This window comes from Mycolicibacterium gilvum (assembly GCF_900454025.1).
In the GTDB taxonomy this organism is placed as follows: domain Bacteria; phylum Actinomycetota; class Actinomycetes; order Mycobacteriales; family Mycobacteriaceae; genus Mycobacterium; species Mycobacterium gilvum.
Genome location: NZ_UGQM01000001.1, coordinates 693,150 through 717,244, shown reverse-complemented (window position 1 = coordinate 717,244; position 24,095 = coordinate 693,150). Strand labels below are relative to the sequence as shown.

The 24,095-nt window shown below is 63.3% G+C and carries 16 protein-coding genes, 6 pseudogenes and 1 other annotated feature; of the genes and pseudogenes, 12 read left to right on the top strand and 10 right to left on the bottom strand.

Going from position 1 to position 24,095, the window contains the following annotated elements; genetic code table 11:
• Positions 1-326 precede the first annotated feature (326 nt).
• A pseudogene (locus DYE23_RS32000) lies at positions 327-518 on the top strand (transposase); the annotation flags it as partial.
• A gap of 180 nt (positions 519-698) precedes the next feature.
• Here DYE23_RS32000 and DYE23_RS03345 read toward each other — a convergent pair.
• From DYE23_RS03345 to DYE23_RS03325, 6 genes and pseudogenes are all read right to left on the bottom strand, one after another.
• Positions 699-1,682, bottom strand: a complete 984-nt coding sequence (locus DYE23_RS03345) for an Acg family FMN-binding oxidoreductase (RefSeq protein WP_067395775.1) — start codon at positions 1,680-1,682, stop codon at positions 699-701.
• A 166-nt stretch (positions 1,683-1,848) separates the two neighbouring features.
• Positions 1,849-2,361, bottom strand: a pseudogene (locus DYE23_RS03340) (alpha/beta-hydrolase family protein); the annotation flags it as partial.
• A 265-nt stretch (positions 2,362-2,626) separates the two neighbouring features.
• Complete coding sequence (locus tag DYE23_RS03335; protein WP_067395772.1) at positions 2,627-2,860, bottom strand: DUF2933 domain-containing protein; 234 nt, start codon at positions 2,858-2,860, stop codon at positions 2,627-2,629.
• Between the two features lie 461 nt (positions 2,861-3,321).
• Positions 3,322-3,450 carry a hypothetical protein gene (locus tag DYE23_RS31700; RefSeq protein ID WP_264033163.1) on the bottom strand — a complete coding sequence of 43 codons (129 nt, stop codon included), beginning with the start codon at positions 3,448-3,450 and terminating at the stop codon, positions 3,322-3,324.
• A 72-nt stretch (positions 3,451-3,522) separates the two neighbouring features.
• Positions 3,523-4,751, bottom strand: a protein-coding gene (locus tag DYE23_RS03330; RefSeq protein ID WP_109536170.1) for an IS3 family transposase whose coding sequence is annotated in 2 segments (ribosomal slippage) — positions 3,523-4,439 and positions 4,439-4,751 — 1,230 coding nt in all. Because the reading frame shifts where the segments join, the coding sequence is not laid out codon by codon here.
• 419 nt (positions 4,752-5,170) lie between these two features.
• Positions 5,171-6,441 (bottom strand): IS3 family transposase gene (locus DYE23_RS03325; protein ID WP_110783669.1). Its coding sequence is split into 2 segments (ribosomal slippage): positions 5,171-6,168 and positions 6,168-6,441, totalling 1,272 coding nucleotides; the frame shifts between segments, so codons are not numbered across the junction.
• 413 nt (positions 6,442-6,854) lie between these two features.
• Here DYE23_RS03325 and DYE23_RS31995 point away from each other — a divergent pair.
• The 3 genes and pseudogenes from DYE23_RS31995 to DYE23_RS31990 all read left to right on the top strand — a co-directional run.
• Positions 6,855-6,954, top strand: a pseudogene (locus DYE23_RS31995) (transposase); the annotation flags it as partial.
• Positions 6,955-7,081: 127 nt separating this feature from the next.
• Positions 7,082-8,317 carry an IS256 family transposase gene (locus DYE23_RS03315; RefSeq protein ID WP_115326326.1) on the top strand — a complete coding sequence of 412 codons (1,236 nt, stop codon included), beginning with the start codon at positions 7,082-7,084 and terminating at the stop codon, positions 8,315-8,317.
• A gap of 59 nt (positions 8,318-8,376) precedes the next feature.
• A pseudogene (locus tag DYE23_RS31990) lies at positions 8,377-8,494 on the top strand (transposase); the annotation flags it as partial.
• A 257-nt stretch (positions 8,495-8,751) separates the two neighbouring features.
• On the opposite strand, the gene DYE23_RS03305 reads toward DYE23_RS31990, so the two are convergent.
• Positions 8,752-11,202, bottom strand: a complete 2,451-nt coding sequence (locus DYE23_RS03305; RefSeq protein ID WP_115326495.1) for a phosphoketolase family protein — start codon at positions 11,200-11,202, stop codon at positions 8,752-8,754.
• 56 nt (positions 11,203-11,258) lie between these two features.
• Positions 11,259-12,188 carry a DMT family transporter gene (locus DYE23_RS03300; RefSeq protein ID WP_234809701.1) on the bottom strand — a complete coding sequence of 310 codons (930 nt, stop codon included), beginning with the start codon at positions 12,186-12,188 and terminating at the stop codon, positions 11,259-11,261.
• A 278-nt stretch (positions 12,189-12,466) separates the two neighbouring features.
• Here DYE23_RS03300 and DYE23_RS30725 point away from each other — a divergent pair, with 278 nt between their 5' ends.
• The 7 genes and pseudogenes from DYE23_RS30725 (at position 12,467) to DYE23_RS03270 (ending at position 20,179) form a co-directional block, all read left to right on the top strand.
• Positions 12,467-12,637 (top strand): hypothetical protein, encoded by a 171-nt coding sequence (locus DYE23_RS30725; protein ID WP_172527698.1) that lies wholly within the window; start codon positions 12,467-12,469, stop codon positions 12,635-12,637.
• 51 nt (positions 12,638-12,688) lie between these two features.
• Positions 12,689-13,707 (top strand): annotated as a pseudogene (locus tag DYE23_RS03295) (IS3 family transposase); the annotation flags it as partial.
• Positions 12,988-13,119, top strand: a sequence feature (AL1L pseudoknot). Its footprint overlaps the pseudogene before it by 132 nt.
• Positions 13,708-13,808: 101 nt before the next feature.
• Positions 13,809-14,891 carry a tyrosine-type recombinase/integrase gene (locus DYE23_RS03290; protein ID WP_011895481.1) on the top strand — a complete coding sequence of 361 codons (1,083 nt, stop codon included), beginning with the start codon at positions 13,809-13,811 and terminating at the stop codon, positions 14,889-14,891.
• Positions 14,839-16,770, top strand: a complete 1,932-nt coding sequence (locus DYE23_RS03285) for a tyrosine-type recombinase/integrase (protein WP_235660318.1) — start codon at positions 14,839-14,841, stop codon at positions 16,768-16,770. The genes DYE23_RS03290 and DYE23_RS03285 overlap by 53 nt, the downstream gene beginning before the upstream one ends.
• Complete coding sequence (locus tag DYE23_RS03280) at positions 16,767-17,066, top strand: DUF6262 family protein (protein ID WP_115326493.1); 300 nt, start codon at positions 16,767-16,769, stop codon at positions 17,064-17,066. The genes DYE23_RS03285 and DYE23_RS03280 overlap by 4 nt, the downstream gene beginning before the upstream one ends.
• A gap of 34 nt (positions 17,067-17,100) precedes the next feature.
• A pseudogene (locus tag DYE23_RS03275) lies at positions 17,101-17,358 on the top strand (integrase core domain-containing protein); the annotation flags it as partial.
• A gap of 79 nt (positions 17,359-17,437) precedes the next feature.
• Positions 17,438-20,179: a glycoside hydrolase family 65 protein gene (locus DYE23_RS03270; RefSeq protein ID WP_235660317.1), complete on the top strand. Its 2,742-nt coding sequence runs from the start codon at positions 17,438-17,440 to the stop codon at positions 20,177-20,179.
• Positions 20,180-20,494: 315 nt separating this feature from the next.
• Here the strand turns inward: DYE23_RS03270 and DYE23_RS30545 are convergent, their stop codons facing one another.
• On the bottom strand, positions 20,495-21,232 hold the full coding sequence (locus DYE23_RS30545; protein WP_147292258.1) for a hypothetical protein: 738 nt from the start codon (positions 21,230-21,232) through the stop codon (positions 20,495-20,497).
• A gap of 448 nt (positions 21,233-21,680) precedes the next feature.
• Complete coding sequence (locus DYE23_RS03265; RefSeq protein WP_067393754.1) at positions 21,681-22,724, bottom strand: type II glyceraldehyde-3-phosphate dehydrogenase; 1,044 nt, start codon at positions 22,722-22,724, stop codon at positions 21,681-21,683.
• 761 nt (positions 22,725-23,485) lie between these two features.
• On the opposite strand from DYE23_RS03265, the gene DYE23_RS03260 reads away from it, so the two are divergent.
• Positions 23,486-24,073 carry a helix-turn-helix domain-containing protein gene (locus DYE23_RS03260; RefSeq protein WP_115326491.1) on the top strand — a complete coding sequence of 196 codons (588 nt, stop codon included), beginning with the start codon at positions 23,486-23,488 and terminating at the stop codon, positions 24,071-24,073.
• Positions 24,074-24,095: the final 22 nt, after the last annotated feature.

Genomic DNA, 24,095 nt, shown 5'->3' with positions numbered 1-24,095 from the left:
GGATGAAACTAATGCAGGTATTCACCGGTCAACCCTGCGCGCTTGGTTGAATCGGTACTCTCAACGTCTACTGACCGCCATAGTACGATAGCGTCCCATTACTCGAATCTTTCGGGACGTCGCCGGATTGCGTCCGGTTGTGGCATCATCGGCAGCTCAAGTCGATGGCGTAATGGTCCGCGCCGGCGCTCGAAAAATTAAGGCGCACGCGATCCGTGTAGAGCCGATCATGGTCGCGGGCATTGGCGTTTCATGGACGCGGAATCCGGGTTCCGTCATGCACGTAGTGGACAACCGATAACCAGCTCTAGATAACACTACCGGCCTTCGGCAAGAACGAGATCTGGCTCGATCTCGCCGCCCTGGCCTACGAGCTGCTGACCTGGACCCAATTGCTGGCCTGGCCCGCCCCCCGCAGCTGGGAACCCAAACGATTACGCTTGCGGCTGCTGAGCGTGGCCGGGTGGATCATCATCACCGGCCGCCGCCACATCCTGCGCCTGAGCCGACGATGGCCTGCTGATCAACGGACTACGAAACCTCGCCGCGCTCAACTGAATTCACCACCGGCAACCCCACCACCAAGGACACAGGAGAATCAGCGACACCGCGCCGAGGACCACCAACGCCCAGTCCACCGCACCCGACACAACCGACCCCACCCCCCAGCAAACTGAGCCCTTCACCAAAGATCGAGGCTAGGGGCCGATTTCGAGCACGTCGGTTAGCGGCCGCCGCGGTGTGGGAGGTGGCGGCGGATCGGTTGGCGGCGCGGTGCCGATTCGGATCAACACCTGCGGCTCGGCGGTTCGTCTGGTGAGGCGGCGCACGATTTCGCGGCTGGCGGCCGCTTCGATCATGTGTGTCAGGGTGCAGGTGCCCAGATCGGCCATGGTGGCCTCCAGCAGCACGGCGGAGAGCACTTCGCCGCAGACCAGCACGGAGTCGCGGCTGTCATCGTAGGTGGACAACACCAGAATCTTGGCGTCATCGCGATCGATGTCGGCGCGCCGGTTGGTCTCGCCGCGGACAGGAAAGGCCCGCCCCACATCCACCCGAGCCGATTCAGCGCCGGAGACCAACGCGGTCGGCGGGATGCCCTGTGTGGATGGCGGTTGTGTTGTCCACCATGCTAATTCGGCGTGGTAGGACGCATCGTAGCGTCGCAACTGCTCGGTGAGCCGCGACGCGTGTGCCAATTGGGAGCGGGCATCCGCGTCGAGGACGTCCAGATGCGTGCCGTTGCCGATGACCGTTGCGCGCAACACGGTTTCAAACGCCTCCCAGCTCGCGGGGACCGCGAACGCAAGCCGATCGGTGCGCCGGTGGGCGATGGCCGCCGCGCGGCCGCGTTGGGCATCGGTGACGAACACCGCACGCGCGAACTCAACTGTTGCCAGGTGATCGCGATCGTTCGGGTTGGGGAAGCGCTCGGTGAGGCTGTCCCAGCCCGCCGCGGCCATGGCCACCCGTAAATGATCCAACACGGCACCACAACTGAGCAGCACCTCCTTCCCGGTGTGGTCGCTGCCGTGACCGATACGGGTGGGATCCGCATGCAGATCAAGCACCCCGTCGTGTAGCACCCATCGCCAGGGTTGACTGTTATGCAGCGACGGCGCCCGCACCGCCAACTCCAGCGCATGCTGGATCACGTCCAACGCCACCATGTGTTCGTTCACGGCCACTCCCGAATCCTTCGCGCCTGTCCCCCACACTCAAGACTGGAGGCCGCTGGGGCGTCAATGCAGCGGTACTAGGACACGGAATCGAGGGTAGAAGGCCCCTTTTCAATCCGCGGGGAGTTCGTCAAAACCGCTGGGCCCCGACGGTGCCATGTCGGCTGGGCTATTGGGGCGTCTGGATCATCGCGCGTAGGCGCTCGGTTTTGTCGGCGGTCCATGCCGGTGGTCTGCAAGGCCAACGCCCAGGCGTCACAAGGTCTTTGACGTAGCGGTGGCCGTGGCCGTCGGGGACTCCGGTCGCCACGGCCATGTCCGCGGCGATCTGCAGGAATGTCACCACCGGAATCCACTGTAATTCATGCTCGCCAACGCGTCATTGCCGCGGTCCTCTTTGAGCCAATCCGGTTTGCGCAACGCCAGATCGGGATCCCACCAGGCGATGGGATCGGAGGGGTGCTGCAGATAGACGATGCGCGGGTGGTCCCACCCAGCGTCGGCCGGAAAACATCGCCCCATCCGTGCGGGCGATGAGGTTGTTCAGCGACGAGAACGCCGCCTCGGCGCCGAAGGACCCCAGGCTTTCCCCGAACACCACGAGATTGGGCCGCTGCCCGTCGGGCAGCGTGCGCACCCGCGCGGAGACCGCTTCGAACAGGGCCTCACCGGCGTTCGGTGCGACGGTGCGCCCCGATGGCGGTTCGGTGCGCGGCGCCGAAACGTTTGACGCATCGGCTTTGAGGCGACGGATTGGATTGGGTCCACAACGCCCTTACCGTCAGTGGCGTGGCTGGCGCGTGCACCAGGCGATCCCGCGGTAGCGTCCATGCGCGCCGAAAACGGCGACAACCATGCTTCCCTCGTCACGGTTGATCACCATGTCTTCTGACTTGCCGGTTGCATCGGCCATCGCGCTGCCGTCCGATCCGCGGTGTCTTTGGTGGTTATGGCCGCCCGGCGGAGTCGCGATGATCGTGGGTGTCGGTGGACTCACGATCGGAACCATGGCCATGGCCATGGCCGCCGCCCATTCCGCCCATCATGAACATCATCATCACCGGGCATGCCAGCAAGAGCAGGGCCAGCAGGACAAGCGACGCCGGGGCGCCCAAGACCATCGCGGCCAACGCGACGGCGACGACCGCTGCGCCATACCAAAGAGCGCGCTGAGTCTTCATCGGGGATCCTTTCATCGGTGCTACAGTGCCGATTTTGCACTACCCACCGGGACGCGCCAACAGCACAACGTCCACTACAGGCGGGCCAATTGGGCTCTATCGCAACCGACCAAAGTCCCCGGCTGTGCCCGACGGGGCGCAATGCCGGCGCATGCCGGCCAGCGACATTCGCCCCTCGCCTAATACTGTTTGAATTGGCAGCGATGGCGACACCGAAGCGCCGGCAACGATACATGCGGTGGGTGAGGACACTGCGAGGTGTACGCGGTACTTCGCTCCCCAGGCGGTGCCGCCGAGGCGGCTCGATAACATCCCACGCCTTCTCGCTGGGCCGTTCGCAGGCGATAATGAGCGCGGCATCCATGCGACATCACCGAAAGAGATATCGCGCCCCCGGAGATCATCGCTGAACGGGTTTCTCGCACTTATGCTCAAGCGACTGCAGCGACTGTTCTGTCGTCTTACGGCAACGTGCTGCGGCGGGCGAAGATGACCGCTGCGGCAATGACTAACCCGGCGAGCCAGGTCAGGCCAATCAACAGCGGGCCGATCTGGTCGAATTGTGCGGTGAGGCCGGTATCAAAGACCACCTTCGTCCAATCGTATCCGGGCAGCGCCCGTGCCCGGGCCTTGCCCCCATGTAGTGGACACGGGATTTGTGGTTATGCGGCTTCGGGCAGCGTAGCCGGTGTCAGGTTCCTTTCGTAGGTCGCGGGGCTGGAATGACGGCAGTAGGAGTGCCGTCGTGTGGTGTTGTAGCGGGCCAGCCACCGAAAGACCTCACGGCGGCAGATCGCCGCGTCCGGCCAGCAGTTACGGTCTTGCAGAATCTCGCGCTTGAGGGCGGCGTTGAACGATTCGGCCAACGCGTTATCGGCACTTGACCCCACCGCACCCATCGACTGGACGACCCCCAGATCGCGGCAGAGATTCGCGAAATCCCGTGAGGTGTACTGACTTCCATGATCTGCATGGAATATTGCACCAGCCAGTGAACCCCGCAGTGCAGCAGCGGCTTTGAGCGCATCGATGACCAGTTCGGTGCGCATGTGATCGGCGATCGCCCACCCGGCGACCCGCCGTGAACAGCAGTCGATCACGGTGGCCAGGTACAGGTTGGCGCCGGTCGCCAATGGCAAGTAGGTGATGTCGCCGACGTAACGGGTGTTGACCTGCGCGGCGGTGAAATCCCGTTTGAGCAGGTCGGGGACCTTCTGGTTCGCCGGGTCCGCCACGGTCGTCTTGACCCGACGTCGGCGTCGATAACCGGCGATCCCGGCGCCGCGCATCACCCGAGCCACCCGCTTGTGGTTGACCCGCTGCCCCTCGGGCGCACCGTCGTTGAGCTCGGCGGTGATCCGCGGCGCCCCGTAGGTGTTGTCCTCGTCGTGGACGGCGCGGATACGCTCGGCCAGCGCCTCGTCAGCAGCCCGACGGGCCGCTCGTCCGTCAGCACCGGCCAACCACGCGTAGAACGACGAACGCGCAACCTCGACGACTGCGCAGAGCCACTTCACCTCGAAGGCGTGCAGGTGGTCGGCGACAAACTGAAAGCGGCTCACCAGTTCGTCTCCCCGGCGAAATATTTGGCCGCCGACCGCAAGATGTCACGCTCGGTGGACAACCGCGCCTCGGTGGCGCGTAACGCCTTGACCTCACTGCGGAGGCGGGCCAGCTCCTGCTCAGGGCTCTCGGCCCCTGGCACAGGCTCGGCCACTACGACACCGCGGCGGTGCCGAATCGGCACCCCGGCCGACTTGCACCACGCCGAGAGCGTGGCCTCGCTGACACCGAGCTCGGCAGCGATCTGGGCGATCGTCGCGCCCTCGGTGTCCCGGTAGAGCGCGACCGCGTCACGCTTGAACTCATCGGGGTAATTTTTCCTTGCCATCGGGTTGGATCATCTCGCTTCCCCCAGCACATTCCTGGGATTGAGCGTGTCCAACACACGGGGTCAAGTCCCCCCCTGGTGGCGGCGCAGGCCGAAGCATAGGGCTTTGGACGTTCGTCCCGGATCCGGCGGTGGCCTGCCGTGGTGGCGATGAAATTCGCGTCCTCCCCCGTCCTACCCGACCCTCCGCGCCGTAACGGCGAAAGCCGCCTCCGTGCCCGCATGCCCTCCAGGACGAAAATCATTGGCTCGATTCGGTTGTCGACCACAGCCGCAGAGACAACCTGACATTCTGCCCAACGTGAATCCGTCGACGACACCAGAGATGTGGCAGCGACGACAGCCGACACTGTCGGTGACAGACACAACTGACCGGAGTTGGCACAAACGTGAATCGCCCCGGGTTTGATGCACACCGGTTACTGGTGTGCAGCCTCTGAGTTGGCCGCGTTTGTAGCGTAGTGGACGGCTTCGTACTCCAGGGGTGGGATGCGACCGAGGCGGTGCATGAGCCGGTCGGCGTTGTACCAGTGCACCCACTCGGCGGTGAGCAGCTCCACGTCGGTCAGACGGCTCAGAGGGCCGCGCCGAAACGGCGAGTCATCGCGGACGGCTTCAGTCTTGTAGAGCCCTATGGTCGTCTCCGCCAGAGCGTTATCGAAGGCATCGCCGACTGTCCCGATTGAGGCCACCAGTCCAGACAGCGCCAGGGTCTCGCCGAACCGCACAGACGTATATTGAGAGCCCGCATCGCTATGGTGAATAGTGTTGCCCAACAATGGATTACCCTCGTCGATACGAAGTTGGGCGGCGTGGCGGATCGCCTGACGCACGAACCGGTCCTCCTTGCTGGCCGAGCAGGTCCATCCCACTATCCGGCCCGCGTAGGCGTCGATGGCGAATGCGGTGTAGACGAACGTTCCGTTGGTCAGCCGTACGTAGGTGAAGTCCGCGACCAGCAGCACGTTGGGCGCGGGCACCCGGAACCGGCGTTTGACCAGATCGGCCGCCCGCGCCGCGGCGGGATCGGCGATCGTGGTGCGGACCTTCTTGCGGCGGGTAACCCCGCGCCAGCCGTTGGCCCGCATGAGGCGCTCCACGGTGCAGCGGGCCACCACAATGCCTTGTCGGTGCAGGTGAGCCCACATCTTGGTAGCCCCGTACAGTGACTCCGGTTTGCGTCGGCCGTGCTCGTCTGGCTCGTAGAAGCCGGCGAGCACCTCGGTGATGACGGTGTCCCACAGCGCCCGAGCGGATGGGGGGCGGGTCAGCCAGGCGTAGAAGGTTCTCGGGGCGATCTGGCAGCCGTGCTCAGTGAGCACGCGGCAGATCGGAGCGACCCCGAACCGAGCACGATGCTCGGCGATGAACGCACAAATCAACGGTGTCGCGGGTCGCTCTCCCGCACGAAGAAACTTGTTGCCGCCTTGAGGATTTCGATGGTTTCCTCAAGCTCGCGGTTCTTGCGCTTCAGCTCTCTATTCTCACGGGCGACGTCGGTGGGCACCCCGTCACGTTGGCCGGTGTCGACCTCGGTCTGGTTGACCCAGCGGCGCAGTGATTCATACGACACCCCCAACCGCTTGGCGACCGCGGTGATGCAGGCCGTGCGGGTGTCGTACTCCTCGGCATGGTCGGTGACCAACCGGACCGCTCGGGCCTTGAACTCGTCGTCGTACTTCCTTGGCATGATGCAAACGACCTTCCCTCGAAAGAAGGTGTGCATCAAACCCGGGGTGGTTCAACGTGTGCGGTCACCACTGGTTGTTTTCGGCGAGGCTATCGCCGCAGCCGCAACCGCCATGATCGACCGCCTGGGGTCCACCGCGCCGAAGTGATCGCAACCAACGGACACAAAGCTGCAGTTGACCGTTGCACGGACTTCGGCGCAGGCCGTCCCCCGGGTTGTATGTGCATCCTGATCACCGGCGTCGACGACGCCGGCCGCTTGTTCGGAGTGCGTTTGGATGGCCGAGTAATTATGACCTCACATCGAGCATTCAATGTCGCATGGTTAGCGGTATCGGCCAAACACGCCCCAGCGGTGACCGCGGCGGTCAAGACGGTTTTCGCCCACACCGACCCCGCCGACGTCGCTGCCCCGAGGGCACGCGTGAAGTGTTCGGGTACCGCGGTGGGTGACAGTGAGTCCTACGAGTTCTGGCGCGAGTTTTTGGCCTCGCTGCGCGCCCGCGGCGGTTGCGTCCAGCAGAGTGGTGTATGAGTCGGACCTGATTAGCGGTACCGGCGTGTCGTAGCCGACTGATTGAGGGTCATCGCGTGATTCTTCGAGGGACCCGTCAAAGTCACTCGAGCAAAGGAACCACGCGATGACCGTTGCCCAGAATATCGACCTGCCCACCGTGCTGGCCGAACGACTCACCACCACACATCCCGACGTGCTGCGCGAGCTGCTCGCCACGTTCATCCACACCCTGATGGGTGCCGAAGCCGACGCCCTGTGCGGCGCCAGCTACGGCGAACGCAGCACCGAGCGGACCAACTCCCGCAACGGCTACCGGCACCGCCAATTCGACACCCGCGCAGGCACATTAGATCTCGCGATCCCGAAGCTGCGCCAGGGCTCCTACTTCCCGGACTGGCTGCTGGAACGCCGCAAACGCGCCGAGCGGGCCCTGACCACCGTGGTCGCCACCTGCTACCTACTCGGTGTCTCGACGCGGCGGATGGACAAGCTCGTCGAAACCCTCGGCATCACCAGCCTGTCGAAGTCGCAGGTGTCGGTGATGGCCAAAGAGCTCGACGCCGCCGTCGAGGCCTTCCGCACCCGACCGCTCGATGCCGGCCCGTATACGTTCGTCGCTGCCGACGCCCTGGTGCTCAAGGTCCGCGAGGGCGGCCGGGTCGTCAACGTGCACGCGCTGATCGCGGTCGGGGTCAACGCCGAGGGCTACCGCGAAATCCTCGGCATCGATGTCACCACCGCCGAGGACGGCGCCGGCTGGCTAACGTTCTGGCGGGCTCTGACCGCCCGCGGCCTGTCGGGGGTCAAACTGGTCACCAGCGACGCCCATGCCGGGCTTGTCGCCGCGATCGGCGCCACGCTGCCCGGTGCGACGTGGCAGCGCTGCAGAACCCACTACACGACCAACCTGATGGCGGTGACCCCGAAGTCGTCGTGGCCCTGGGTGCGCACCCTGCTGCACTCTGTGTTCGACCAGCCTGATGCTGAATCCGTTGCTGCACAATATGACCGGATCATCGACGCCCTGGACGACAAGCTACCTACGGTCGCCGATCACCTCGAAGCGGCACGGCCGGATCTGCTGGCGTTCACGGCGTTTCCCAAACAGATCTGGCGCCAGATCTGGTCCAACAATCCCCAGGAACGGCTCAACAAGGAAATCCGCCGGCGCACCGACGTCGTCGGTATCTTCCCCGACCGCAACGCCCTCATCCGCCTCGTCGGAGCCGTCCTGGCCGAACAACACGACGAATGGGCCGAATCCCGGCGCTACCTCGGCCTCGACGTCCTGAGCAAATCACGCACAGTCAACGACACCCCGACCGAACAGGAGGCCACCCCGGCGACACTGACCGCCTGAACCATCACCTCGAAGAATCACACGACGACGTCGTACACCACGTCCCTGGACTTGACCCCCGCGGCCTGGCCGGGATGCATCTGGTCATCTGCAATGCTACGCCGGACTGAAAACCGCTGTGGCCCAACAGTTACCGACTCATCATGGCAGCGCTGCCGGGTGCATTTCATGCGCAATCGGCACACCACGGGGTACCACGGCGCAAAAGCTTGATAGCGTCCGAGCCCATTCGGTCTCAGCCTCGAAATCCCACCACCCCAGGAGACTTACCCCCGCAACCAGCCAAGGTCCAGGCGCCGGCGCCACGTTCACCCTCAGGTTGCCCATAGCCACCACGTCTACGCGACAGCTACCAACGCCGCGCCGTTACAGCCACGTGATGCCCGGCTTTAGGTGAGTGTGGCCCCGGCCCACCGACGGGTGTTCCCAACCACTTACCCCGGCCAGGTCCATTCGGCGACTTCGGGAATGTCGGCGCCGTAATGTCGGGTCCAGGCCCTCGCCCGAAGACGGGCATCGACCATTTCCTGACGCAGCCCGGCGGCCCGGGTGCCTAGTGCGCAAACACGGTCGATGACATCGATGACCAGGTGGTACCGGTCCAGGTCGTTGAGCATCACCATGTCGAAGGGTGTTGTGGTGGTGCCTCTTTCCTTGTATCCGCGTACATGGAGGTTCTTGTGGTTGGTTCGGTTGTAGGTGAGCCGGTGCACCAGCCACGGATAGCCGTGGAAGGCGAAGATCACCGGACTGCTTTCGGTGAACAGACTGTCAAATTCGTAATCGGGCAGCCCGTGGGGATGTTTGTCTTCGGGCAGCAGTCGCATCAGGTCCACCACATTGACCACACGAACCCGTAAGGCTGGGAGGCGATCCCGCAAAATCGATGCAGCGGCAAGGGTTTCCAGTGTTGGGATGTCACCAGCGCATGCCAGTACGACATCGGGCACGGTTCCCACAACATCGTTGTTGCCGGCCCAGGGCCAGGTTCCCACCCCACGCGCGCAGTGCAGGGCCGCATCGGTCGCCGACAGCCAATCGGCTTGTGGTTGTTTGCCCGCGACCACCACGTTGACGTAGTGCCGCGAGCGCAGGCAGTGGTCATAGGTCGAGAGCAAGGTGTTGGTATCCGGGGGCAGGTAAACCCGCACGATCTCGGGTCTTTTGTTCATCACCACGTCCAGGAAGCCTGGGTCCTGGTGGGTGAAACCGTTGTGGTCCTGCCGCCAGACATGTGATGACAGGAGGTAGTTGAGGCTGGCGATGGGGCGGCGCCAGCGCACCGCCATGCTGGCTTGCAGCCACTTGGCGTGCTGGTTGTACATGGAGTCGACGATGTGGATGAACGCCTCATAACAGGTGAAGACGCCGTGTCGGCCGGTCAGCAGGTACCCTTCCAGCAGCCCTTGGCACATGTGTTCGGACAGCACTTCGATCACTCGGCCGTGCGGATCGAGCCCTTCGTCGAACTCGCCGATGTCGGCCTGCCATTTGCGGCCGGTGACCTCCAGAATGTCCTGCAGCCGGTTGCTGGCAAGTTCATCAGGCGCGAAGGTCAAAAAATTCGTCCGATTCCAGTCGGTCACATCGCGAAGCCACCGGCCCAACACCCGGGTGGCCGCGTGCGAGGTGGCCCCCGGAGCCGAAACCTCGACACTGTACTCGCGCCAGTCGGGCAGCCGCAGATCGCGCAACTGGGTTCCGCCGTTGCTCACCGGGTTGGCGCTCATTCGTCGATCGCCGTCAGGCACCAGCTTCGACAGCGCGGCCACCGGTCGCCCAGCTTCGTCGAAAAGGTCCTCCGGACGGTAGGACTGCAACCACTCTTGGAGGACCTCGCGGTGTCGCGTATCGGTCCGCGCGGCGGGCAGGGGCACCTGGTGGGAACGAAACGTACCCTCGACCTGCTGCCCGTCGACGATGGGCGGACATGTCCAGCCCTTCGGCGTGCGTAACACAATCATGGGCCAGCGCCGGTCGGTATTCAACCGGGCCGACTTCTTGATCTGTTCGACCTGGTTAAGACAGGCATCCAGAGCGGCGGCCATCGCTTGATGCACGGTCGCGGGGTCATCACCGCTGACCACATGCGGGTCATAGCCGTATCCGCGCAACAATTCCAACAGGCGAGATTCGGGCATACGGGCGAAGATGGTGGGGTTGGCGATTTTGTACTCGTTCAGCGCGAGAATCGGTATTACCGTGCCGTCGCGGACCGGATTCAAGAATGTGTGCGCGTGCCAACTGGTCGCCAGCGGCGCGGTTTCGGCTTCACCATCACCGACGACGCAAAAGACCGTCAAGTCAGGATTATCCAGCGCTGCCCCGAACGCATGGAACAACGAATAACCCAACTCACCGCCCTCGTGGATCGAACCCGGCGTCTCCGGCGCGCAATGGCTCGGAACACCCCCTGGATAAGAGAATTGGGTGAAGAACGCCTTCATCCCGGCGAGATCCTGCGGGATGTGGCTGTAAAGCTCGGAATAGGTGCCTTCCAACCAGGCGCACGCGTTGGGGCCCGGTCCACCATGCCCGGGCCCGGCAACAAACAAGGCGCTCAGCTCGCGGCGAATGATCTGTCTATTGGCGTGTGCCCACACCAAGTTCAGCCCGGGTACGGTGCCGAAGTGGCCGAGCAGACGTGGCTTGATGTGTTCGGGCTGCAGCGGCTCACGCGCCAGAGGGTTGTCCAACAGATAGATCTGCCCGACCGACAGGTAGTTCGCCGCGCGCCACCAGGCATCGACAAGGTTCAGCTCATCGCGACTCAGCGGCCCGCCAGCATCCCCCAGGGTGTAAGGCTGCGGTGCGATGGATTCCCCGGTGCTCGTGTCCACGTCGTCGGCCGACGTGTCCCCTCCCATACTCGCTAACTGCGCCATCTACCGTGCCTTTCTTCGTTGCCATGATCAAGTCTGAGGTTGTTTGCGATGTCGGCTCAGCCATCACCCCTGATGTGCTGCGGCCGGGTCGTGATGCGCCCGGCAACGGCGACGATCGCCAGGGCGGTGACCACGGTTGCTGCACCCAGCAGTTCGGCCAAAGCCAGCCTTTCGCCGACCACGACGACGCCCAGCGCCAAACCCACCACAGGCACCAGCAACGTCCACGACGTCACCGCAGTGATCGACGCGCGCCGCAGCTCGACAAACCACAACAGGTAGGGCAGCGCGGTGCCCCCAACAGCCAGCACAAACAACGCCACCCAGCTGTGCGCCGACATTCCCACGGTCGGTGGCCCATCGATCACTGCTGCGAGGACGGCCAGAGCGGCACCGCCGACCAGAAACTGCCTGTAACCCAACTTCAGCACATCGACGTCGGCCAGCCGGCGAGCCAGCAGAGCACCCGCCGTGACCCCTACCGCCGCCAGCAGCGCCAACCCGTAACCCCGGCCACCGCCCGAGGGCACCGCAATGAGAAGCAGGCCTCCCACCCCGAACACCACCGCGGCGATTTCGGCGGTTCGGGGCCGCTCGCCGAACAGCGCCCACGCCGGCAATACCACCAGGAGCGCCTGTGAATTCGCCAGCACCGTGGCCATACCTGTGGCGATGCCGGTGGAGCTGGCGGCCATCGCCGCAAACGACACCGTGACATTCATCAGTGCCAGTACGCCGATCAACGCCCACGTACCCAGCCTCATCTGCGGCGATGGCGCCCCAGGAGTCCAGTTGACCGCTGCACCTAGGGCCCACAACACCAACCCGGCCACGATGGCGCGCCAGGTGACGAACCACAGCGTCGATACACCGTCGAGACCCCAGTCCAGCAACGGGAAGCAGGAGCCCCACGCTATGGCGATCACCACCATCCGCCACGGCCGCACCCCTCCCTTCGAGACACCACCGCGGCCGACATCGCTCACAGGCTCGCCTTCCACTGCGTGCGAATAACGCGCAGTTGACACGTCGGGCGCCGAGAAGATCTCCTACTATCGAAGATAGTACTAACCAAAGACGGGCTGGGCGACACCAGTCGTCAGTTGGCTGACAACTCACAGACCATCGCGACGGCTGCCCCCATCAGCAGCAGCGCGTGACTTCTTGGAAGCCGGATTGAGAGTTCCTCCCTATCGACGTATGCACCGTCTTCCTCGCGGTAACGCCGGCTCGGCCGTAGTCACACGACACATAGGTGGGCGCAATGGATCATGAGAATCGCTTTGCCAGCGGCTTACACGCGGTCATCATCGATGCCGGCGCGGTCCGGGCGGACGAATCAGTGGCGAAGCTGGTGCACACTTTGCACTCGGCCGGCGTACCCACCGCGGTTGTCCTCAAAGAGCTCCCCGCCGACGAAAGCCTTGAGGGCTGAAACGCCCTGGAAATCCTGGAGGCTCCTGACCTTGGAAACGAGGATGCAGGTATGCCGAAGGAACAGTCGCCCGGGAAGCCGACGACACGCAGGTACAGCACTGAGGAGAAGGCCGCCGCGGTGCGGATGGTCCGCACCTTGCGGGCTGAGCTGGGCACCGAGCAGGGCACGGTGCAGCGCGTCGCTCGCCAACTCGGCTACGGCGTGGAATCGGTGCGCACCTGGGTCCGCCAGGCCGACATCGACGAAGGCCTGGCTCCTGGGGTGAGCACCTCGGAGTCAAAGAAGGTGCAGGAACTCGAACAGGAGATCCGAGAACTCAAGCGTGCCAACGAGATTCTGAAACGAGCAGCGAGTTTCTTCGGGGCGGAGCTCGACCGCCAACACAAGAAATAGTCGAGTTCATCGACGACAATCGCGAGGAGTTCGGGGTCGAGCCCATCTGCACGGTTCTGCGCAGCGCAGGCCTGCAGGTGGCCCTGAGCACCTACTACGACGCCAAAGCCCGGGTCCCGTCAGCGCGGGCCCTGCGTGACGCCGTCCTGGGGCCGGCGTTGTGTCAGCTCTGGAAAGACAATTACTGCGTCTACGGGGCCCGCAAGCTCTGGAAGACCGCCCGCCGCGACGGCTACGACGTCGGCCGCGATCAGGTGGCCCGGTTGATGCGGGCGGCCGGCATCGAAGGAGTCCGGCGCGGCAAACGGGTCCGCACCACCAAGCCTGATCCAGCGGCGGCGCGGCACCCGGATTTGGTGAAGCGGAACTTCACCGCGACGGCCCCGAACGACCTCTGGGTGACCGATCTGACATTCGTGCCGACCTGGGCGGGGGTGGCGTATGTGTGCTTCATCATCGATGCGTATTCGCGGATGATCGTGGGGTGGCGGGTGGCCAGCCATATGCGGACCTCGATGGTCCTCGACGCGGTGGAGATGGCGCGGTGGTCACGTGGAAATACGTTGCCGGGCTTGAGATGTCACTCCGATGCCGGGTCGCAATTCACATCCATTCGCTATGGGGAAAGGCTCGCTGAGATCGGCGCAGTCCCGTCAATCGGGACCGTTGGGGATTGCCTGTTGACCGGCTAATCGGGGACGGTACTGGCATGTAAACGACACGCCAGCAAGGAAAATGCTTGACCGGTGGGGGCCGGCGGGGTTGCACTTGTCTCATGACGATTCAGCATCAGCTGCGTCTGCAAGCAGGCACCGATGTCGCCTGGGTGTTGTCCGGTCCGGGTTGCGGGAAGTATGCGTTGGTCAACGAATACCTCAGGTATCTGGCCGACCGGAATTACTCTCCTCGCACGCTGCGGGCCTACGGCTATGACCTGTTGGCATTCTGCCGGTGGCTCGGCAGCGTCGACGTCGAGTTGAGTTCAGTGACCACCGAGACCGTGCTCGACTTCATGCGGCACTGCAGGCAGACTCCGATCGCGGGACGCCCCACCAACGTGGTGTCGATGACCGGCACGCGTCTCGACCGTTACTCGTCGACCACCATCAATCACCGGCTTGCCGCGTTGACGGGGCTGTTCACCTTCCGGGAGCTGCGTGACCCCGGACTGCGTACCCCAATCCCCAGCGGCCGCGAAGCGCGGCGGGTCAGCGCCGAGGAACGCAACGGCCTGCTCGGACATCTGGTGAGGCCGAAACGCCGATCGGCGCTGCGCCTGCGTGAACCGCGGCGGCTTCCGCGGGCTTTGAATCGCCGCGAGACCGCCGAGCTGTTATCGAGCCTGCGAACCTGGCGTGACCGAGCGCTGGCCGGGCTGATGTTGTTGTCCGGGTTGAGATCCGGGGAACTGCTCACCCTCGACGTGACTGACGTCGATATCGGAGCCCGCTGGGTGAAGGTGATGGGCAAAGGCGCCAAGGAACGCCGCGTGCCCCTCGATGTGGAGGTCGCAGGGCTGATCCAAACGTATCTTCTCGTCGAGCGACCCGAATCGGACAGCAACCGCCTTTTCCTGGTCGCCAAAGGCCCCCACCGGGGTCAGCCGTTGACCGCGGCCGGACTGCGCACCATCTTCCGGTATCACCGGATCAAGTCCGGAGTGCTCGCCGGTCACCCGCATGCGTTACGTCATACCTTCGGCACCGCGATGGCCGAGGCCGGTGTGGATCTAGCGGTGATGCAGGCACTGCTCGGACACGCCCACATCGACACCACAGCCCGCTACATCCATCTGGCACCCACCCATGTCAAGGCGGAATACGATGCTGCCCGAACACGATTACGCTCCCACACCTGAAACACCGGCGCAGATCTACGCCGCCTACCTGGTGCACCTACAACGCCGGGACCGCGGCAACACCGCCTACGCCCAGGCCGCCCGATCGTTCCTGCGGCGCTGGCCCCGAGTCCAGTCATGGGCCGACATCCCACTCGATGAGCAGCTGGCGGCGAACTGCTCGACACGCCCATTCGTCACCTTCTTGATGGTCAGCCGACGGTTGCAACCGGGCTACGACTACCTCGTTCACCGCAAGCTGTCGAGTCTGTGGCATGAGCTGACCGACAGTTGCCTGCAACCCGACCTCGATCAGTTCATCAGCGCAGCACTGGAACTGGGTTTCACCGAACGGGTCGCCTCGGCCATCGGCTCGCAGATCATCGCCCGGCTGCTGATCCAGACCGGCCGCCCCTTGACCGGCCTGCGGGAAAGCGACCTGCAGGAGTTGCTGCACGCCTGCCATGTTCGCCAAGAACGTACCGGACGCGGCGCCAAGCACTATCGCAGCACCACCCACAGTGCCCGCCAGATTCTGTTCCACCTCGGCATTCTTGATACACAGGCACGGCCGGCGGTCACTGCGTTGACCCTCGAGCAGCGGATGGTCGACGTTCCTGTCGCGCTGCGACCGGCGTTCGTGGCCTACCTGAACCGCAAATACGCCACCTGCGTGCCCAAAACGGTCAGTTCCCTGGCCACCCGATTGGCCCATTTCGGCCGGTACCTCGCCGCCGCCGACCCCAGCTTGACCTCCCTGAACCAACTGGACCGCCGCAGGCACATCGAACCGTTCATCACCTCGCTGACCACAGCCACCAACAGCGTCACCGGTGAGCCGATCACCGTCGCAGACCGGATCAGACGCATCCACGCGGTGGGAAACTTCCTAGCCGAGATCACCGAATGGGGATGGGACGACGCGCCACCGCGGCGCCTGATCTTCCGCACCGACCTGCCACGGCCACCCCGCTGCCTGCCCCGATACCTGCCCGTCGACTCCGACCGCAAACTCACTGCCGCACTGGCAAAATCACCCTACCGACTGGCCGCTGACGCACTGCTGGTGCAGCGAGCATGCGGACTGCGCATCGGTGAACTGCTCGACCTCGAACTCGACTGCATCCACGAGATCCCCGGCCAAGGATCCTGGCTCAAAGTTCCCCTCGGCAAGCTCAACTCCGAACGCATGATCCCCGTCGACGACGAGGTCCTCACCCTCGTGGACCGGATCACCACAACCCGCTCATCGGGCCGACCGATGATCCACCCCCGCACCGGAGCCCCAGCCGACTTCCTGTTCACCCACCACGGAAAACGACTCTCCCAGAACGCAGTACGTGAAGAATTGAACCGGGCAGCACAGGCCGCCAGCCTGGGACACATCACACCGCACCAACTGCGACACACCTACGCCACCGCGCTGATCAACGCCGGAGTCTCCCTGCAAGCACTCATGGCATTACTCGGCCACGTCTCCACCCAGATGAGCCTGCGCTACGCCCACCTCTTCGACCACACCGTACGCACCGAATACGAACGCGCCCTGGATCTGGCGAAGAGCCATATCGGAGCGCTGCCGAAAACCGCAGTCGGGCTGCCCATCACCGACATCACCGGCACCGGATGGAAGGACACACCGGCCATCAAATCCCGCCTCGCCGGCGGATACTGCCTACGCGCACCCGCGCAAGGATCCTGCCCCTACGCCAACATCTGCGAACACTGCCCAAGCTTTCACACCGACTCCACCCACCTGGCCGTCCTCGCCGCCCAACGCATCGACGCCCAAGATCTGGCAGCAGACGCAGAAAAACGAGGATGGATCGACGAAGCAGAGCGCCACCACAACCTCGTCTCCCGACTCGACGCACTCATCACCGGATCGGCATCCGCATGAATGAACCCGCCCTGCTCCGAGTCGAGCGCGTCTGCGCCGAACTCGCCACCTCAGGCCAACCCATCACCTTCACCACCGTGGCCGAACACGCCCAGATCAGCCGCGCGACGCTCTACCGCGACCACCAGCTCCGCGCCATCGTCGACGAACACCGCACCCGACAAACCGACGCCCGCACCCTGACCGGCCTGGCCACCGAAGTCGCACACCTGCGCACCGCCGTCGAAGCACTCGCCGCAGGAGTCAAACGCCACGAAGAACAAATCCGCAAGCTCACCAAACCACCCCGACGATGAACCATTCCGCCCAACACCGCGAGTCCATGAGCCCGGATTAGCCGGTCAAAGTTTCGATAACGCTCTGGCGGAGACTGTGAACGGCTACTACAAGGCCGAGCTGATCTACGGGCCGGCTCGCAGCGGGCCGTGGAAGACCGTCGAAGACGTCGAACTCGCCACCCTCAGCTGGGTCTACTGGCACAACACCAGCCGACTGCACAGCTACCTCGGCGATATCCCACCTGCCGAGTTCGAAGCCGCGTTCTACGATGCAGACCGGACCGACCAACCCTTGATCGGAATCCAATAGCCCGAGCCTCCGGGAAACCCAGGGCGTCTCAGGCAGCGACGGCCCACCGGTTTTGCGCAGTAACAACTCCGACCGCGCAGTGTTTGTACAAGCCGCACGTCGCCTGCGCACCGCGCCGGTGGAAGCGGTCGTGGTGACGCGCGATGCGGCGGGTGTGCGCACTGCGGCGGCGGCGGGGATCGGCTTGATTGTCGGGGTGGACACAACGGGCGACCGTTCTCAACTGATTTCATCGGGCGCGGACGTGGTGGTGACCGACGTGGCCCAGGCCAACCTGACCGGTCTGCTCAGCGGTACCGACCCCGAGCGTGCAGCCAGCCCGTCGGACGGCGCCGGCGACCGATGGTGCGGCGGAGCGGACCCGGCAGTCAGTGGCTGGCTTCTCAGCTACGATGGTTTCGATCCCGACCACGAGGGAACCCGGGAAACGCTGTGCACGTTGGGAAACGGCTATTGGGCCACCCGCGGGTCAGCACCGAGCAGTACTCTCGGCGAAACTCACTATCCCGGAACCTATTTCGCAGGCGTATACAACAGGGTGATCAGCGATATCGGTGACCGGCTCGTCGAGTCCGAACATATGGTCAATGCACCCGATTGGACTTACGTCAGAATCCAGGTAGCCGACGGCCAACCCATGTGTCCCGGAAGCACCGAGATGATCAGTCATGACCAACGCCTCGATTTGCGCCGTGGAGTGTTGACCCGCACCACTCGTTACCGCGACAGCCACGGCCGCGTCACCCGAATCACCAGCCGACAGCTGCACTCGCTGGCAACGCCACACCTGGCCGCTCTCGAGATTGCAATCCAGGCGGAGAACTGGGCCGGACGGATCCACGTGCGTTCAGCGGTCAACGGTGACGTGAGCAACAGCAACGCCGCCGACGACGCGCCGTTGAATCATCACCACCTGACGATTGTCGATGTGACTCGGCCAGACGCAGAGAGGGTGGTCGTCGAAGCCGTCACCAACCAGTCGGGGATCAGCCTGGTCACCGCAGCGCGAACCCGGCTACGTCAGGGCCAGGACCCGGCGGTGGACGGAAAGGCCTTCACCGAAGCCGCGCTGGCCGGCCATGATTTCGTGCTCGACGTCGAACCCGATGCTGAGGTGATCCTAGAAAAGGTCGTCGCGGTTGCCACCTCACGCGACCGGGGCATTTCAACAGCACCGTTAGCTGCCACCGACCGGATCCGACAAGCACCCCACTTCGAGCAACTGCTCGCCGAGCACGTCAACGCATGGCAACAGTGGTGGACCCGGTTCGGCATCGGCATGCTGACCGGAGCGCGCCAGCGGCTCGCGCTGAACCTGCACATCTTCCACACTCTGCAAACCGTGGCAGCCACCAGCCCCGAACTCGACGCCGGCGTACCCGCGCGCGGCCTGCACGGCGAGGGCTATCGCGGACACATCTTCTGGGACGAACTGTTCATCTACCCGATGCTCACATTGCGCCGACCCGCACTGACCCGCTCGCTGCTGCTCTACCGCTACCGCCGACTCGCGAAGGCGCAAACCGCCGCGCGCACTGTTGGGCTGGCAGGGGCGATGTTTCCATGGCAGAGCGGAAGCGACGGCCGCGAGGAGACGCCCACCGAATTGTTCAATCTGCGCAACCAGCAATGGATGCCCGACAATTCCCACCAGCAACGTCATGTCGGCCTTGCCCTGGCTTACAGCGTATGGCAGTACTACCAAGCCACCGCCGATATCGATTTCCTCGTCCATCACGGTGCCGTGATCGTGGTGGAGGTCGCCCGGTTCTTCGCCGACCTTGCCACCCACGACGCAACTGATGACCGCTTCGACATCACCGGCGTGATGGGCCCTGACGAATTCCATGACGGCTACCCCAACGCCCCCGGCGAGGGACTACGCAACAACACCTACACCAACGTGCTCGCATCCTGGGTACTGACACGAGCGCGCGACATAATTGATCTGCTACACCAGCGCGACTGCGGCCCATCGCTGTCTCGACTCGCAGTCAACGCCGAGGAACTGAACCGATGGGACCGGATCAGCCGGCGGCTGCGGATTCCGTTTCATGACGGCGTCATCAGCCAGTTCGAAGGCTATGAGGACCTCGCCGAATTCGACTGGGACCGCTACCGCCAACGTTATGGCAACATCGGGCGCCTCGACCTGATTTTGCAAGCCGAAGGTGACAGCACCAACTGCTACCGACTGTCCAAACAGGCCGATGTGCTCATGCTGTTCTACTTGTTCTCCGCCGAAGAACTACGGGCCGTCTTCACCCGCCTCGGCTACCAGCTGCCACCAGAACTCATCCCCCGCACCGTGCACTACTACCTTTCCCGCACCAGCCATGGGTCCACCCTGAGCCGACTGGTGCACAGTTGGGTGCTTGCTCGGTCAGACCGTGCGCATTCATGGTCCCTGTTCACCGAGGCATTGGACAGCGACCTCGCCGACATCCAGGGCGGGACAACACGCACGGGTATCCATTTGGGTGCGATGGCCGGCACCGCGGACATGGTGATCAGATGCTACGCCGGAGTCGAAACCCGTGACGATGTCCTGCGCCTTCACCCACTGCTGCCCCGCCAGCTCGGCGCCGTCACCTTCCAAATCTGCTACCGCGGCCAACCGATCGACGTCGAACTCAGCAGCAACCGTGTGGTGCTGGACCTTCATCCGTGTGCGACCGGCCCGATCCGGGTTTGCCTCGAAGATGTCACACGAACACTGATCCCAGGCCAACGCTGGGAAATGGCCCTGTCCGATCCGAGTCACACACCAGTAGCTAGCTTAGCTAGGCAACAGGCACGCGCGACCGATGCTACGAAGTAGGCAACTGGACGAAGCCCAGCCGTTCATCGGATCGCGGGATTTTCAGTTATTCCGAGAGTGGCGCCGTATGTGTTCTCCCGCTGCACTTTCTCCGCCGTCGGCGTTGCGTTCCGCGCATCAGAAGCGCTACCGTGGTTGACACCGACGATACCCCTTAGGGTATCGAGTCAGACGACGCCTAACCTAACCAAAGTGTTCTGCCCTCACGGAAAAAGGATGTACTGACCCCGATGATCATCGGAACGTATCGGTCGTATTGAACCGAACAAGCTGGCTGCAAACGGTCACACGAGCCTCCGGGATTATTAGCAATCTTCAAAATAGTGGCAATGTATGCGCATAGCCTTGCCTGGCGATGACAAGATATTTTCTTCGCTTCTTGTCCCAGGAACGGAGGACTTCCATAGCTGACCTGTAACCGATTCTCTCCGCATAGCCATTGAAGGTGGCCAGAGATCGCAAAAGATGCCAGGCAACCCTACCTAACCGTGACGGTTTGAACCCTGTTATATGAATAATGTCCCACCCCGGAAGGAAACCGTCGTCTTGTAAGAGGCGTTCCCTTTCGAAACCAATCATCCTTTCTACAGAGTCATTTTTCCAAAAATGCGTGATAACAGGTCGTGAAAACTCATACTGCTCTCTATAATATTCGGCGCGTGTCTCAAATCTCGACACAACGTATTCCATTATGTGCCAAACAGGAGAGCTTTTGGCTCCACCGCCTCGGGGATAGTACATATCCATGCCTGGTTGAATAAGAAGAACTTCTGCTCGCAATAACGTCCTCGGTACCGCGGAACTGCGTATCGATTGCCAAACGATGTCGGGGTCCGTGTCAAACGCAAGGACAATAACCCAATAGTCAGTCCAGAAACTTTCCACGCTTTCTGTTCTTAATGGCTTATGGCGGAATGGAAGCAGCCCCACAATTTTCCTGGACGTATGCAGTGCAACTAAACTGGGTATCAGCTCTTGATCTACATCTCTATTAAATTGCATACGGCGGTTTTTGGGGACGCGCCACGTCAACCCAATCGCCCTATCAGTCATGTTGTTGGCTCTTGACCTCGATCTTTCACCCAATTCGGTCTGATCGGGTGTCGTAGACCCGAAAGGTGCACTGCCTCAAGGATATCGGAGCTACTCACACAACGAATCTCCACGAGGAAGCGCACCTGTCAGGTGAAGACTACTACGGATTGGTCGAAAGCTCCCTTTCAAGCTCGCGAATGCGGCGGGCCGGGGCGATTCGTCATAGAACGCGCGCCGCAAACTGGTCGCGGCTCCACCCTGTAGCGCGCATCGGGTTGACAGCCCGCAGCAGGGGTAACGTGCGGTTCTCCGCGGGCGAATCCTCCCAAAGTAAGGACGAAAGACAGGAGGTGGAGAGTCCGGGAAGGTCGGTTGCGGTAGGTCGGCCAGAAAGGGTGCCGGCCATCCGCCCATTGCTTCGGGTTGGGTCATCCATGTGGCGCGCATGTGACAGCGCGGCGCACCGTCACACCAGCTTTGAACCAATCCCAAGGGCTGCATCAGTTTTCGACATCGACGCCTGAGGGTCCTGATCGCGACTTGTCAGAGCTCGTATGGCATCGATCGTATCGGGAACGACGATGGCCTGGTTGTCCACCATGTAGGCGTAGAAGGCTTCGCCCTCGCTCACCGCCACCATGTCTTCCCACAACGCGACCTCGTAGAGATCGTCACGCGGGCGCCCGAGGTCTGCCATCAATTCCTTGACAGTGTTGAGCGCTGTCAATCCGTCGTCCACGCGGATCATCGCGATACGCGAGGACTGCCTGAAGGCGTCGATAACCTCTTCGGCGGTGGAGTTCCGGGTGAGCTGAATCGACCAGCTGTGCATGTGAGCGAGCGTCTGCGGCACCTTGACCGCGATCGTCACCACGTCAAGCTCAGCATCCACGGTCTGCGCGTCCGGCGCCTGATGGCTGGGTATCTTGGCCTCGGGCACCAGCGTGTTCATGATGCCGCCCTCGTGACTCTCCCAAGGGTCAGTTGCCCGCCGCATCAACGTCCCCCGTGCCTTCTTCAAAAGGCCGACGCGTTTGAGCGCGATCAGCGTCCGCACGATCGAGGTGGTGTTGCAGGAGACGACGCGAGTGGACTCTCGGCCTACCGCACTGGCGTAATTCGCATCGGCAACAAAGGAGTGTCCGGTAACCTCATGCTTCTCACCGCCTTGAACTATGAACCTCACCCCGTGCGCGCGGTAGTACTCAGCGTTCTGCGCGCCCAATGGTTTGGGCGTGCAATCGACTACCACTTCGGCATCGCGGAGTAGGTCGTCGAGATTGCCCGCGACTTGCAGACCTCGATCGCGCATGGCCTCGGTACGGTCGTCAAGGGAGGCGAAGATTCGGAACCCTTTTTGCTCCGCGATTCTCATTCGCCAACCGGCGTCGACATCGGCGATACCGACCAGTTCCATGTCTTCCTGATTCGCCACCGCGTCGGCGACCCGCTTGCCGATGACGCCATATCCGTTCACCGCAACCCGAACTCTTGCCGACTGTGTGGTCATATCTGCTCCGTCTCTGATGTTCTTTTGCTGCCGGCCTCCGCCGAATCAGCGGCGCTTGCCGGTTCCGCGTCGCAAAGTGGACGCCTTGGCGCGTTCGCATCGGTTCAACGATGCTGCAGCTACCGAGCATCGTGGTCGGATTGCACGGATTTCGCATGCGGGTGCGGAGCCACGGTCCGAAATCACCCGACAGCAGACGTTGTAGAAGGATACATGGACGATGGCGAGTAGACGCTTCCCGGCGCCGTGACGCACCGCGGCCCGGCCACCGTTGTGCTTACCCTTCGGCCGCAGGCCTCGCCGATCTCGGCCTCAAACATCGCGGCCGTCACCGCCATCCGGGCGGCCACGCTCGTCGCCATCAGCCCTCACGTGCGGCGCCGACGATACCGAGAGCGTGCACTTGATTGGAGCGCGGAGAACTTTCCGTCGATTGGTGAGATGTATTTCCGCCGCGCGTGGGACCATCGTGTGGCGATGCCAGAGTCAATAGAGCACCCTCCAGCGACTTGCGACGAGGAACTGCTGCGTTGGTTGGGACCGGACTTCGCTGCACTGGCCGGTGTTGACCGTCTCTCAGCATGACGACCACGGGGTAGTTATTCGTCATTGAGGTTGCTGATGTGAGGCGCCGGATTCTCGTGAGGTTGCTGGTGTTGGTGTGCACCGTCAGGGTGAGGACGTACTGATGGGTCGCGCGGCACCCCGCTGAAGTCTTGGCGGGCTCGCAGGGTGCCGCGCTGTAGTGCACGGAGGCACTCATGGTGACGGTAGAGGCTGATCTGGTTTCCGTCGAGTCCCGGCTGGCTGCCGGCGAGATCGGGTGCCCGTCCTGCGACGACGGTGTGCTGGGCGGCTGGGGATTTGCCCGGCCCCGCCGCATCCGCGGCGTAGCTGGCGCGGTGCGTCCGCGACGGGGGCGTTGCCGGTCGTGTCTGGTGACGCATGTGCTGCTGCCGGTGATGATGTTTGCGCGTAGAGGGTATGGCGCACAGACGATTTGGAATGCGTTGGTGCAGCGAGCCGACGGCTTTGGGCATCGCCGAATCGCGGAGAATCTGAGGGTGCCAGCGACCACGGTGCGCGGATGGCTGCGCCGGGTGGCCGGGCGTGTGGAGTCAGTGCGGGCGTGGTTCATCCAGGTCGCGATGCGCACCGGAATAGACGTGCCGGTCCCGCAGGGGTTCGGCTGCGGCTGGCGTGATCTGGTGGCCGCGATAATCACCGCCGCTGCGGCGATCGGTCAGCGGTTCGGCCCGGCGGGGGTGCTGGGCGTGGTGACGCCGCACTTGGTGATGGTGGCGGTCAGCGGCGGGCGGCTGTTGGCGCCGGACTGGTTACCGGCATGACGTGGGGTGCACGCAACACCAG

Bases quoted from the DNA above. Each gene is read 5' to 3' on its own strand.
- DYE23_RS03315 (WP_115326326.1), top strand. From the start codon at position 7,082: ATGACCGTTGCCCAGAATATCGACCTGCCCACCGTGCTGGCCGAACGA.
- DYE23_RS30725 (WP_172527698.1), top strand. From the start codon at position 12,467: ATGGATCATGAGAATCGCTTTGCCAGCGGCTTACACGCGGTCATCATC.
- DYE23_RS03260 (WP_115326491.1), top strand. From the start codon at position 23,486: ATGGTGACGGTAGAGGCTGATCTGGTTTCCGTCGAGTCCCGGCTGGCT.
- DYE23_RS03280 (WP_115326493.1), top strand. From the start codon at position 16,767: ATGAATGAACCCGCCCTGCTCCGAGTCGAGCGCGTCTGCGCCGAACTC.
- DYE23_RS03265 (WP_067393754.1), bottom strand. From the start codon at position 22,724: ATGACCACACAGTCGGCAAGAGTTCGGGTTGCGGTGAACGGATATGGC.
- DYE23_RS03285 (WP_235660318.1), top strand. From the start codon at position 14,839: ATGTCAAGGCGGAATACGATGCTGCCCGAACACGATTACGCTCCCACA.
- DYE23_RS30545 (WP_147292258.1), bottom strand. From the start codon at position 21,232: ATGACTGATAGGGCGATTGGGTTGACGTGGCGCGTCCCCAAAAACCGC.
- DYE23_RS03290 (WP_011895481.1), top strand. From the start codon at position 13,809: ATGACGATTCAGCATCAGCTGCGTCTGCAAGCAGGCACCGATGTCGCC.
- DYE23_RS03335 (WP_067395772.1), bottom strand. From the start codon at position 2,860: ATGAAGACTCAGCGCGCTCTTTGGTATGGCGCAGCGGTCGTCGCCGTC.
- DYE23_RS03305 (WP_115326495.1), bottom strand. From the start codon at position 11,202: ATGGCGCAGTTAGCGAGTATGGGAGGGGACACGTCGGCCGACGACGTG.